14 protein-coding genes are annotated in these 12,814 nt (G+C 49.5%); 1 reads left to right on the top strand and 13 read right to left on the bottom strand.

From position 1 onward, the window contains the following. Positions 1 to 50: 50 nt before the first annotated feature. The 4 genes from tsaB to EBB_RS11540 are packed head-to-tail and all read right to left on the bottom strand — an operon-like array spanning position 51 to position 3,998. Positions 51 to 755 (bottom strand): tRNA (adenosine(37)-N6)-threonylcarbamoyltransferase complex dimerization subunit type 1 TsaB, encoded by a 705-nt coding sequence (gene tsaB / locus EBB_RS11525; protein ID WP_192394001.1) that lies wholly within the window; start codon positions 753 to 755, stop codon positions 51 to 53. Next, the gene (gene yoaA / locus EBB_RS11530; protein ID WP_306790000.1) at positions 752 to 2,710 is read right to left on the bottom strand and encodes a DNA repair helicase YoaA; all 1,959 of its coding nucleotides are present in this window, start codon (positions 2,708 to 2,710) and stop codon (positions 752 to 754) included. Before yoaA ends, tsaB begins: the two co-directional genes overlap by 4 nt. Then, the gene (locus EBB_RS11535; RefSeq protein ID WP_192394002.1) at positions 2,710 to 3,432 is read right to left on the bottom strand and encodes a tetratricopeptide repeat protein; all 723 of its coding nucleotides are present in this window, start codon (positions 3,430 to 3,432) and stop codon (positions 2,710 to 2,712) included. The genes yoaA and EBB_RS11535 overlap by 1 nt, the downstream gene beginning before the upstream one ends. 26 nt (positions 3,433 to 3,458) lie before the next feature. Next, positions 3,459 to 3,998, bottom strand: coding sequence for a hypothetical protein (locus EBB_RS11540; protein WP_192394003.1), 540 nt, complete (start codon positions 3,996 to 3,998; stop codon positions 3,459 to 3,461). A 322-nt stretch (positions 3,999 to 4,320) separates the two neighbouring features. Between EBB_RS11540 and EBB_RS11545 the strand changes: the two genes are divergently transcribed. Next, on the top strand, positions 4,321 to 5,733 hold the full coding sequence (locus EBB_RS11545; protein WP_192394004.1) for a PhoH family protein: 1,413 nt from the start codon (positions 4,321 to 4,323) through the stop codon (positions 5,731 to 5,733). Between the two features lie 5 nt (positions 5,734 to 5,738). Here EBB_RS11545 and EBB_RS11550 read toward each other — a convergent pair whose 3' ends face one another. From EBB_RS11550 to EBB_RS11590, 9 genes are all read right to left on the bottom strand, one after another. Next, positions 5,739 to 6,836 carry an AI-2E family transporter gene (locus tag EBB_RS11550; protein WP_192394005.1) on the bottom strand — a complete coding sequence of 366 codons (1,098 nt, stop codon included), beginning with the start codon at positions 6,834 to 6,836 and terminating at the stop codon, positions 5,739 to 5,741. A 72-nt stretch (positions 6,837 to 6,908) separates the two neighbouring features. Next, positions 6,909 to 7,208 (bottom strand): STAS domain-containing protein, encoded by a 300-nt coding sequence (locus EBB_RS11555; protein WP_033157434.1) that lies wholly within the window; start codon positions 7,206 to 7,208, stop codon positions 6,909 to 6,911. A gap of 44 nt (positions 7,209 to 7,252) precedes the next feature. Beyond that, positions 7,253 to 8,329, bottom strand: coding sequence for a methyl-accepting chemotaxis protein (locus tag EBB_RS11560; protein WP_225587409.1), 1,077 nt, complete (start codon positions 8,327 to 8,329; stop codon positions 7,253 to 7,255). A gap of 129 nt (positions 8,330 to 8,458) precedes the next feature. Further along, on the bottom strand, positions 8,459 to 9,520 hold the full coding sequence (locus EBB_RS11565) for a protein-glutamate methylesterase/protein-glutamine glutaminase (protein ID WP_192394006.1): 1,062 nt from the start codon (positions 9,518 to 9,520) through the stop codon (positions 8,459 to 8,461). Between the two features lie 9 nt (positions 9,521 to 9,529). Next, positions 9,530 to 10,168, bottom strand: a complete 639-nt coding sequence (cheD, locus tag EBB_RS11570; RefSeq protein ID WP_192394007.1) for a chemoreceptor glutamine deamidase CheD — start codon at positions 10,166 to 10,168, stop codon at positions 9,530 to 9,532. After that, positions 10,165 to 11,001 (bottom strand): CheR family methyltransferase, encoded by an 837-nt coding sequence (locus tag EBB_RS11575; protein WP_192394008.1) that lies wholly within the window; start codon positions 10,999 to 11,001, stop codon positions 10,165 to 10,167. Before EBB_RS11575 ends, cheD begins: the two co-directional genes overlap by 4 nt. 24 nt (positions 11,002 to 11,025) lie before the next feature. Further along, positions 11,026 to 11,535, bottom strand: a complete 510-nt coding sequence (locus EBB_RS11580; protein ID WP_192394009.1) for an STAS domain-containing protein — start codon at positions 11,533 to 11,535, stop codon at positions 11,026 to 11,028. Further along, entirely contained in the window at positions 11,535 to 12,296 is a 762-nt protein-coding gene (locus EBB_RS11585) for a ParA family protein (RefSeq protein ID WP_192394010.1), read from the bottom strand. Before EBB_RS11585 ends, EBB_RS11580 begins: the two co-directional genes overlap by 1 nt. After that, entirely contained in the window at positions 12,293 to 12,799 is a 507-nt protein-coding gene (locus EBB_RS11590) for a chemotaxis protein CheW (protein ID WP_192394011.1), read from the bottom strand. The genes EBB_RS11585 and EBB_RS11590 overlap by 4 nt, the downstream gene beginning before the upstream one ends. Positions 12,800 to 12,814 lie beyond the last annotated feature (15 nt).

Raw genomic sequence — 12,814 nt, forward strand, 5'->3', positions numbered from 1 at the left:
TTGTACCTTAGAAGAGATTAAAAACGTCGCGAGGCAGTTTTAGTAGCGGGTTAGCGGCGCAAATCTTGCTGTCTTTCCGATTGTTTTTTCGCGACTTTATCACGCAGATAAACCGGCATGGCCTGCTCGACCGGCACAGCCAAACCGCTAGCAAATCCATAAGCGCCCAACTGAGCAATACACGCGGCATGCGGCCAAACCTCAACCTCGACACCCAGCACCCGCTCGGCTAAACGCTGGCCCAACTGCTCCGCATAAACGCCCCAGCCGGAGCCTACGCCAAAGCCGGCAAGATCGGGAAAGATCACTTCGCTGGCTGGCGTCACGGCTTCCGCGCCGATCAACTCCGCCAAGCCTAATTCGTTACGTTGATACACACCCCAAAAAATTTCATCCATCCTTGCGTCCATTGCGGTAAAACTCAACTCGGCATCGGCGCGACGATTAAAAAAATCTTGGGCGATGGCCGCCAACGTCGAAACCGGCACCACCGGCAAGTCCGCACCATAGGCAATGCCCTGCACCACGCCGCCGGCTATTCTGACGCCGGTAAACGAACCGGGTCCGCGACTCAAACCGATGGCGTCCAGTTGTTGCGGTTTAAGCTGGGCGTCGGCCATTAATTGATCGATCATCGGCAAAATCAGCTTGGTGTGCTCGCGCGGAGCGACGGCAAATTTTTCGGCGATCTCGCCATCGACAAACAAGGCCGCCGAACAAGCGTCGGTGGAGGTTTCTACTGCCAATAATTTCAACTACTTTCCTCGCTTGCAAAAAACTGCCGCACGTCGGCTATCTCGCGGCTGCGCTTCATCGCCGGCACGCTATCTAGAAACATCTGGCCGTATGAACGCTTTAATAACCTGGGGTCGCAGACCATTAGCACACCGCGGTCGTTGACGTCGCGAATCAACCGGCCCACACCCTGGCGCAACATGATGATGGCGCTGGGTAGCTGATGCTCGAAAAACGGGTTGCGGCCCTGTTTTTCCATTGCATTCATCCGCGCCTTCAACACTGGATCGCCGGGCGAGGCAAACGGCAGTTTGTCGATGATGACGCAGGACAAGGCGTCGCCGCGCACGTCCACGCCCTCCCAGAAGCTGGCCGTCGCCAACAATACCGCGTTGCCCAGTTCCTTGAACTGATCCAGCAACACGCCTTTTGAGCGAGTACCTTGTACCAATATCGGATGATCGAGCTTACCTTCCAGCAATTGCGCGGCGCGCTGCAAGGCTCGATGACTGGTAAACAGGAAGAACGCCCTGCCCCGGCTGGCTTCCAGCACCGGCAAGGCGAACTCGACAATCTTATCGGTAAAGTCCGGGTCACTGGGCTGCGGCAGGCCTTTGGGATGGTAGAACAGGGCCTGGTTTGGGTAATCAAACGGACTCTCCCAACTCTGGCTGAGCGCGCTACTCAAGCCCAAATTCTTGGAAAAATGCACGAAATTGTTGGCCACGCTCAGGGTCGCGGAAGTGAAAATCCAGGTAGCTTTATGCCGGGCCATGAAACCGCGAAATTCCTTGGCAATATCCAGCGGCGTGCGACTGAGCGTGAAAGACTTGCTATAAGTCTCGTACCATTTGATCCACTGCCCGTCCTTATCGTTGATCAGCGTTTCCAGTTGCGCGTCCAGCGCTTCGGCCCTATCGAAGCATGATTCCAAACCCTTGCTGCGCACCGAGGCGCGTTCCAGTTGATCGGTTAAGCGCGCCAATTGCTTTTGCAAGGATTCCAGTGCACCGGCAATTTTCGGATTGGTTTCGATGTCTTGCCAATCGCCGCGGCGCAATTCCAGACCAAACGCCAAGCGCAAATCCTTGACTTCGTGCTGCAGGTCCTCGCAGGCGGTGCGCAGGTCAGGCATATCCTTGGCGTCGGTAAAATACTCGGCTAGGCTGTCTTCGGCCAGATCGACCAATTGTTTGCCGCTAATCGTCACGCCCAAAAAATTGGACGCAGTGTCGGCCAGTTGATGCGCTTCGTCGATGATAACCACCTCGGCATCCGGCAACAGTTCGCCGAAGCCGGTTTCGCGGATCGACCAATCGGCGCACAGCAGATGATGATTGACCACCACGATCTCGGCTTCCTGCGCCTGCTTGCGGGCTTTGGTCAGAAAGCAATCGGCGTAATCGGGGCAGTTTTGCCCCAGGCAGTTGTCGGTGGTGGAGGTGGCGTGAAACCAGACCGGATCGCCATCGTGTACGTCGGCGACTTCCGAGACATCGCCGGCCTTGGTGCGCTTCGACCAAGCCTTGATCTGCGCCAACGCCGCCGCGTCTTCCTGGCTGTAGCCGAATGCGGAATTCAAGGCCTGCTCCAAACGGTAAGTGCAAAGGTAGTTGGCGCGGCCTTTTAACAAGCTGGCTTTGAACGGCCGTCTGCTCAAGGCTTTGCGGATTACCGGCAAATCCTTGTTGAATAGCTGGTCTTGCAGATTTTTGGTGCCGGTGGAGACGATGACTTTTTTGCCGGACAGTATGGCCGGAATCAGATAGGCAAAGGTCTTGCCGGTACCGGTGCCGGCCTCGGCAATCAGGTTTTGCTGCGACTCGATGGCGTAGGCGATTTTTTCGGCCATCTCGATCTGCGCGGCACGCGGCGAATAACCGCTAATAACCTCGGCTAAGGCACCGCCGTCGCCAAAAACATCGGCCAATTTGCTAGCGGCGCCGGCAAGCGCCGTCGTAGAACCCTCAGCCACTAGCGACCGAAAAAGCTATCCGCCTTGGCTTTAGCTTCTCTGGCCCCTTGGGAGTTTTGCTGCATTTGCCGGGCTTCGGCGATCAGCAACCAGCTTTTGCGTTTCAGATCCAGATCACCACCCGCCAGCAGCGCCGCCTTGCCGGCCAATTCTTCCGCGAGTTGCGGTTTGTTCTGTTTGATTCTGAGCTGCGCCAATTTATACGTCAGCGTGGGGTTGCGCGAATCGATGCGTAGCGCCCGTTCCATGACTACCACTGCTGCATCAAGATCTCCGCTATTGCGGCTGCGGTCGGACTCGCTAATTAAAGCTACCACCGCCGGAGGTGTGCCACTGGGGATACGTGCGTCTTCTATGACAAACCTCGGTGCCGGCGCAGTTGCTGTAGCCACCGCCGCGGGAGCCGGTGCCGACAGAGCCGAACTGGCTGGCGCAGGTGGCGGAATATCGGCCGGCGGCATCAAGGGCTCGGCGCGAAAGGTCGGCAGATTCGGTTCATCTTTAAAGTTATTGCTGACACTTTCGATGGGATAGGTGGCAGTATCGGGAGTAGACACCGGTTTTTTAGCCGTGGTTGCGGGTGCTTTGTTTGCCGCCGATTTTTTAGACGGGGCTTTTTTGGCCGGTACGCTGCCGGCCACCGGCGGTTCTGAGCCGGGATTACTACACGCCGTTAATATCAGTAACAGAGGGCACAAAATTAACAGAGATTTTTTTTTCATTTACGATTTGAGTAGCCAAGTAAAAATTAAAACAGTTCGATTTCATCGTCGTCGCTTTGCCGATTTGCTTGCTGAAACAAGGCTAGCGCTTCATCGACGCTTTTGCCCTGATGGATAGCATCAAACATGACTTTTTCAGATTCCATAGTGTACTGGTTGCGAATGCTTTCCTGAAACTTATACCATTCGGCAGGATTATATAACCTCTGCGGGGTATCGATGATGTCCGACAAGCCTTTTAGATTGTTGGACACGTGTTGCAGGCATTGCTGCAGGCGATCATAAAACTGGAACGCCACAATCGCCGAATAGATTTTATCCTGGGTCGCCACGCAATGCGTAAGAGCCTGGTCGCGGCTCCCGCTCTGCTGAAAACTGCTCAGTAATTGATGAATATTTTTCATATCTTCAACCATACCGGTAAAAGAGTCGGCCAAGGCTGAGACCGACTCGTCGCCGGCTTTCATACTGCCTTCAACCTGAGCAACCGAAACGGTCAACAGTTTGATGGTTTCCCTAATCTGGCTCCAACCCAAGTCTGGCTGGTTTGATGGTGAAAATGTCATAAATAACTATCCTAAAAATACCGATACAAATTAAGTTGTCGCGACATATGCGCTCTATTGTAACCGACTATACAAAAGCAATGACGACGGCTTAAGTATAGAGAAACTGAAGAGTAGTCGATTATTGACGCCAGTATTTTTAAAAAAAGCCGGAATTGACGGTGAAATCGCACTACTCTTTTGCATAGGGTAGCAGCGCTTATCGGGCACAGGCCAAGCGATAGCTCGGTTGACGATAACTCTACAGATAGAGTAGAAATACCTTTAGCGCAGCACCGGGTTTGCATTGAAACCGCCTTTCCACGCTTTTTACAAGGATAATATGAATATTCAATCCGCCGGCAAAAAATTGTTCGTGTTGGACACCAACGTGCTGATGCACGACCCAACGTCCATTTTTCGCTTTCAAGAACACAATGTTTTCATTCCGATGGTGGTGCTGGAGGAATTGGATCACGCCAAAAAAGGCTTATCCGATGTATCGCGCAACGTCCGCCAAGTTAGCCGATTTTTGGACGAATTAATCCGCGATGCCGATCAACAAACCATCAACGCCGGCTTACCGCTGTCGCGCATCGATTATGCTCGGAACGGCGAGCGAGAATTCGACGGCCGTCTGTACTTTCAAACCCGGCAATTGTCGCACCTACTCCCCGCCGACCTACCCGGGCAGATTGCCGATAATTCCATCTTGAGTATCGTATTGGCCTTGGGTAAGGAATACCCGGATGTGAAGGTAATCCTGGTCTCCAAAGACATCAATATGCGCATCAAAGCAGCCGCGCTACAGATCAGTGCCGAGGATTACCATAACGATCAAACCATTGAAGATATAGACCTGCTCTACACCGGCACGATGCCGCTGGACAGCGACTTCTGGGAGGAACACGGCGGCAAGATGGAATCGTGGCAGGAAAACGACCACACATACTACCGCGTAAATGGTCCGCTGGTTGCCGAATGGTATCCCAACCAATATCTGTATATGGAAGGCGAAGATAATTTCGAAGCTATTGTAAAAAGCCGCGAAGGCGACACGGCGGTGTTGCAATTGGCCCGCGATTACCGTACCAAGCACAATAGCATCTGGGGAATTTCCGCCAAAAACCGCGAGCAAAATTTTGCGTTGAATGCCCTACTCGACCCGAACGTGGACTTTGTGACGCTAATAGGCTCGGCCGGCACCGGCAAAACCTTGCTGGCACTGGCAGCCGGCCTGTCTTTGACACTGGAAAGCAAAGCTTATCTGGAAATTATCATGACGCGGGAGACCATGCCGGTTGGCGAAGACATCGGTTTCTTACCCGGCACGGAGGAAGAAAAAATGGCGCCGTGGATGGGAGCGTTGATGGACAACCTGGAATTGCTGGGCAGCCGCTCCGGTACGACCGAATGGGAACAAGGCGCGTCGCAAAACGTCATGATGAACCGGGTAAAAATTCGTTCACTGAACTTTATGCGCGGACGGACTTTTCTAAACCGCTACCTGATTATCGACGAGGCACAAAACTTGACGCCCAAACAGATGAAAACCTTGATTACCCGCGCGGGGCCCGGCACTAAGATCATCTGTATCGGCAATCTGGCACAAATCGATACACCGTATCTAACCGCCACCAGTTCGGGTTTGACCTATGTGGTTGATCGTTTCAAATCTTGGCCGAATAGCGCCCACATTACTTTGCGGCGTGGCGAGCGTTCGCGCCTGGCGGATTTTGCATCCGATAATTTGTAAAGCCATCAAACCAATGATTGACTGATTTCAGCCTTTGGCCACGCCATCAACACCGCTTTAACCAGCGTGGCCAAGGGTATCGCAAAAAACACCCCCCAAAACCCCCACAAGCCGCCAAAAAACAGGATGGCAACAATAATTGCAATAGGATGCAAATTCACTGCTTCAGAAAACAGCAGCGGCACCAATATGACGCCATCCAATGCCTGAATCACCGAATAGGCGATAAATACGTACATAAAGTGATCATTGCCACCAACGCCCCACTGCACATAAGCCACCGCCAATACCGGAAAAGTGACTAATGTCGCGCCAACATAAGGAATCACCACAGACAAGCCCATCAGTACCGCAAGCAACATCGCATAATTCAAACCCAACAACCAGAAGACTATGTAACTGATCGCCCACAGGATAAACACTTCAAGAAATTTGCCCCTAACGTAATTGGCTATTTGCCTATCGACTTCATGCCACACTCGCAGACTAAGGCTGGTATCTCTTGGCAGAAACTGCACAAACCAGCCCAATAAAACCTGTTTATCTTTCAGAAAGAAAAACACCATCAACGGCACCAAAAACAAGTAAATGATCACCGCAACCAATCCGACAAACGATTGGGCAGAGCCGGAGATCAAATCTTGACCATACTTGAGCAAGTCTTGTTGAATGGAAAACATGATTTCGCGAATCCGGACTTCCGAAATCAGTTCCGGGTGGCGTTCAGGGAAGCGCATGATCTCGGCTTGGGTGCTGGAGACAATCTCCGGTATGTGTTGCACCAGTTGCACGGTTTGCTCGGACACTATCGGCACCAGCACGAACAACACAAACCCCAGTACAGCCATAAACGCAAAGAATACGAGATGCACCGAAATCAAACGACCGAGTTGGCGCTGTTCGGCTTTAACCACCAGCCCTTCCAGTAGATACGCCAACACAATCGCCACAAAAACCGGCATCAGCAAATCCAGCAAGCCGTATATCAATAAAAAGCCGCCCAGCAAAACTATGGCTAGGGAAACAACTTGGGAATTGGGTAGAAATCGCTGGAAAAAATTTCTAATGAAATCGGAACTGGAAAAGTCAGTCTGCTGGTTCATGGAGTGTTGGCGGCTAGGCAAACCGTTGCCGGTTTGATCGCGCCATTAGGTTATATAAAAAAGCGGGATTGCTCAGGACAGTGTAAATAATTTATCAAAATTAGCGATTTCCAAAATTTTTTTTACTTCGGTACGCGAATTTTTAATCCGTATTGCCGACTTATCGCCAGCCATCTTATCTCGCAGAACTAACAGCATACCAAGGGCTGAGCTATCTAAGTATTCTGTACCGATCAAATCGACTTCTATCAACTTCACGCCGCTTTCAACAAGCTTGGTGGCTTCGCGAAACTCATTGTGTACACCGAAATCGAACCGGCCGCTTATTTTAATCGACAACACTCCCGCATCAACGCGTGCATCAATACCCATATTTTTTAACCTCACGAATTATCATGTCATCTCTTACCTTTAGACTAAAACAGATCCACATCACCTTCCTCCATGGAAGATTGCGAAACAATATGCGACTTTCTTACTTGCCACTGCTGCTTCATGATTTTCAAGCGATCCGAGCCTTGCCGTAATTGGTCGCGCCAATTAGCATCACTACCGGTTTTGAATACCCCCAAACCTATACTTACCTCGTCGGATAGCGAACCGAAATGCTGTAAATTGAATTGCAAGTATTCGATCAATTGCCGGGCCATATCCTCAAATTGCAGGCCTCTCACCGCATTACCCACATTGAATTCGATTTTATTGGTCAATTGGGAAATTTCGCCAACATTGCTGGAGATATTGGCATTAATGATGGCGATATCATCCATCATCTTGTCGATACTGGCCTTGGAACTAATCGCCACGTTCATGTCTTTGGAGGCCATTACTTCAATCATGGTTTGCGCTTCGCGGATATTATCCTTGGAGGCCTTCACCACGCGCTTAATTTCTTCGCTGAACTTATCGGAGTTTTTTGAAAGATTCCTCACCTCTCCCGCAACCACCGCAAAGCCTCGACCCGCTTCTCCCGCCCTGGCGGCTTCTATGGCGGCATTCAGCGCCAACAAATTGGTTTGATCGGCAATCTTCTGCACGTCGCCCAATAGTTTCTCGACATGAGCCATATGGCCCCCAACGTCATTGATGACCGCGACCATTTCCATGCTCTGCTTACTGATTTGCAGAATATGGTCGATAAAAAACTGCAGGACATCATCGGTTTCCTGAGCAAAACTCGTGAAATTGAGAGTACTACGCCCTTTGTCAGTACTTCCTTCCAGATCAGCTACCAACGAATATACTATCGATGACTGCCCGGACGTCAGACTAGCCAAACTATTGAAGCTGTTGGACATCGTAGTCACCGCATCAGCAAGCATGGATTTAAGCTGTTCCAATTCCGCGCGAAAATAGGAGGCTTCTTGGTCGATACAATCTTTCAAATGTAACAAATAGTCATCAATCGCGCGCACCAATTCCGCGTCACTTAGATCCTTGCTGTTTGTCGAGGCTGACACTTGCGCACGTTGAACACGAAATGCTTTGACCATCCACAATATCGTTGCGATGGGGGGGCTAGCCAATAAACCAGCGCATTGGACGAAAACAACGGCAATAACAAAACTACCAGCGTGAATAAAACCAGGAGCGCGTTGTCTTTTAGGAACTGCAACATATTTTCAATCTACCAGGGCCAGGATTTTTTCCGCTATTTTCCCCAAGGATAACACATGATGCGCGGCCCCCAGTTTGTAAGCTTCGCCGGGCATGCCCCAAACGATACTGGATGCTTCATCCTGCACTATATTGACGGCTCCGGCCTCGCGCATCTCAAGCATAGCTCTGGCACCATCCGCCCCCATACCCGTCAACATAACCCCAACAGCATTGCTACCCACATTCTCGGCAACTGATCGAAACAGGACATCCACGGAGGGCTTATGTCTGTTGACAGGTGGACCATCATCCAGGCGGCACGCGTAACGAGCGCCATCTCTCACAACCATGAGATGTTGATCACCTGGCGCTATATAGATATTTCCGGGCAATATCAGCTGCCCATCGCTAGCCACGCAAGCAGTCATCTCCGAGGCCTCGTTTACATGTTTGGCAAACGAAGCACTGAAGGCGAGTGGTAAATGTTGAGTAATGACAATCGCCGGTGCCGTTCTGGGCAAGCTTTTAACCAGTTCCTTGACCGCTTCGGTGCCGCCCGTTGAAGAACCCAACGCCACAATTTTATGAGTCGTTTTGAAATGCTTTTTCATCGTACCGGTTGCATTTTCATTCACTGAACTAAGGACTGGAACATTAACCCGATTGGTTTCCAAGGCTTTGACTTTTGCCTGAGCGGCCATCCTGATTTTACCAATAATCTCATCGGCATAGGCTCGTAAGCCATGAGAGACATCGATTTTTGGTTTTGCCACAAAATCAACCGCACCGAGCGCCAACGCGTCGAGAGTCACTTCGGCACCTTTTTCGGTCAACGTTGAAATCATGACCACCGGCATCGGCCGTAAGCGCATCAAATTACGTAAAAATGTCAGCCCATCCATACGCGGCATTTCTACATCCAGTGTTAATACGTCGGGATTCAACGCCTTTATTTTTTCCCTGGCAATAATCGGATCACTGGCCGTGCCGACTACTTCAATATCGCCTGCCTCATTAAAAATTTGTGTCAGCATTTGGCGAATTAATGCCGAGTCGTCAACAATCAATAGCTTAATTTTTGTCATCCTGGTTTCCTAAAATAGCTCTACGCTACCTTCAACCGGTGCGTCCTTGATACTGGAACTATATTGCTTCTCGCGCAGGAAGATAGTTTGGTTGTGTAAATCTTTAATTTTTTTCATTCTGACCCGTCCGGTATGCGGAAAGAAATTCACCTTACGCGGGTAAATATCGCCCAAATCATGAGAAACCAGATTCAACGCTTCAGTATCCACATAGTCCAAAACGAATTGAATGTTTCTAGCCCCCACATCACCGAGGGTAGCGATGATTTTGCCACCGCCGAACAACTTAACTTCCAAGTTTTTGCGCTTACCGCCATTTTGCAAAATAGCGTTTATCAAATGTTCCATCGCGTAATTGCCATAGCGTGAGGCATTGCCAACGACGGCTTCGTCTCTGTCGTTCAAGCGACTTTTACTAGTCTCCGGCAACATGAAATGATTCATACCCCCCACGCCGGTCACCACATCCCTTATACAGGCTGCCACGCAAGAACCCAGCACAGTCGTAATCATTTCATCCTGTTTGGTGACGTAGTAGTCACCGGGCATCAATTTTGCCGCCACTATTTGATTTTCTTGATCCCAATACCGATTAACATTTTCGAAGCCGGCGATAAGAGGTCTTTCCACATACGGCTTATGACTCACTTACTCGACTTCCTGTAGATGGTGTTACCTATCAAACTGAATCCGGTATCGAGTTGATGCAAGGACTCTGAATGTCCAATGAACAAATATGAGCCCTCTTCCAATAAGCCGCAGTAACGATTCGCTAACATCGCCTTGGTTTCCCGATCAAAATAGATCAAAACATTTCGGCAAAAAATAAAATCAAAATACCCTTTCAAGGGCCACTCCTGCATCAAATTCAATTGTTTAAACTCTATCAATTCTTTCAATTCCGGTTTAACGCGTACCTTATTCGCTTGTCCACCCATACCTTTTTGAAACCAGCGCTTAAGGCGTTGCTCGGCTATTCCTGTCACGCGATCAGCCATGTAAATACCGGCTGCGGCGGTAGCCAAAACATTCGTATCAAGATCGGTAGCCAGAATACTGATGTTCCAATCAGCCGGGACGCTTTCCTTCAAAGTCATCGCCAAAGAATAAGGCTCCTCACCTGTCGAGCAACCTGCGGACCAAACTTTAATCTGTTTAGTCCCGGCATGTTTTTTAAGCAACCCCGGCACAACCGTCTTGCTTAAATATTCAAAGTGGTGATTTTCGCGAAAAAAAGAAGTAAGGTTAGTAGTAACCGCGTTGATAAACTCAGTAAATTCTGTATCAGGGTTGTCTTTCAGATACTGACAATACTGTTTGAAGGTGGTGAATCCCAGCATGCGGACCCGTTTCGACAATCTCGAATAAAACATGTCGAATTTATCGTCCGGCACCAATATCCCGGAATATTGGTTGGATATTTTCCTTAGAACATCAAAATCTGCTTGGGTATATTCAAACTCGCGCGTTTTTTCTTTCATTTTGTATATTCGGGTCGTACCCCATCAAAAGAAGCCGGATGCAGCTTGATCAACTTCCAGCATTTCGGCAATCCCCAATAATTCCGATGCTTCAATAAATTTATCGGAAGGAAAGTCGATAGAAATGGATTTCTGCAAGCCAATTGCGGTTTGCTTTAAAATCAATAACAGTTGCAAATTGGCCGTATCTATCATCGTCACGCCGGAAGCGTCGATATCGATAGCCTCAAAATTGCTGAGCATCTGCATCAGGTGTTGGTGGAGAACCGACACATTTTGAATATTCAGTACTGGCTCCAACACCAAAACCGCTCTTTCACCTTGAGAGGCGTATGGCTCAGAGGCGTCGGCCGGCGCTTGATCCAAGTCTATCTCAAGGTTTGACGCTGTTTCTGTCGAGCTCGCAAGCTCTGTCGAACTGTCCACTTCCGATTCGCCAACTTCGGCTTTTCGTGAGTCTTGATTGAAATCTGATCGATGCATCCAGGCCAGAGGGTCATAACCGATCAAACTATCTTCATCTTGTTCCGCCATTACATCATCCTCCCTTGTAAAAAGTCTTCAGCAAGTGCCATAAAATCTCGTGCAGAACGGCAGCCGGGGCGATATTCAAAAATGGTTTTACCAAAACTAGGGCACTCTGCGAGTAAAGCCGTTTCCCGAATGGCCGTCGCCAAAATTTGCCCAGGGAAGTATTTTTGTATGACACTCAACACCTCCTTTGAAATACGTCTGGTCGGTATATACCTGGACATGACCAGAGAAAATTTGTAGGGCCTTTTCAAAGCGCTTTCAAATTTCTTAATGGTTCCCACCAAATGCGACAGCCCTTGTAATGCCAAATAATCACTGGTCATCGGCACCAATATTTCGTCGGCGGCAAACAAGGCATTGGCTACCAATACACCGGAAGAAGGGGGGCAATCGATAAAGATAAAATCTTCATCGCGATTGCCGTCAAGCAAAGCTCTGCGAAGCAGATCACCACGTCTGGCTCCACCATCCGTCAATTGCTCAATTTCCTGCAATCTAGGACCGGCAACCACCAAATTCAGATTCTTTCTAACCGGAATTGATTGCTCCGCGAGACTTACCCCTTCCAACAAAACCTTATCAATCCCACTTTTTTGCGGATCTACCGAACCTAGTGAAACGGCCAAATGACTCTGAGGATCAAAGTCTATCACTGTAATTTTCTTACCGAGTTTAGCTAGAGCGTGGGTCAAATTGACCGAAGTGGTGGTTTTTCCTACCCCGCCTTTCTGGTTAAGGACCGCTACAATCCTCGCGCTCATTTACCCTCGGCAATAGCAGCAAGCCCGGCAATATCGACAAACTCTTCCGGATTTAAAAGCTTATCGACATCCAATAACATCACCATATTTTTCTTGCCGACGAACATTCCGCGCATATATTGAGTATTGATTCTCGACCCCAAATTCGGCGCTTCTTTTATATCGGACAGCTTAATATCCAACACATCGGATACTGCATCAGCGACGATGCCCATCACCGAAGTACCAGAAGCAGTATTGACACTCATCACAATAACGACCGTCACCGGCGTATATTCAACTTTTTGCATCTGAAAGCGTTCGCGCAGATCGACAATCGGCACGATGGAACCGCGTAAATTCAACGCGCCTTTAACAAAATCAGGCGTATTGGGAATTTTTCTGATGGGCTCCCAGCCTCTGATTTCTTGGACTTTCAAAATTTCGATGCCATATGCTTCGCCTTCCAACTCGAAAGTCAAAAATTGCTCAACGTGCTGATTGGATTCTAAATCGGCTGTCATGGCGGCTATTCCCTA

The sequence above is a fragment of the Methylomonas fluvii genome (genome assembly GCF_014850975.1).
Taxonomy (GTDB): Bacteria; Pseudomonadota; Gammaproteobacteria; order Methylococcales; family Methylomonadaceae; genus Methylomonas; species Methylomonas fluvii.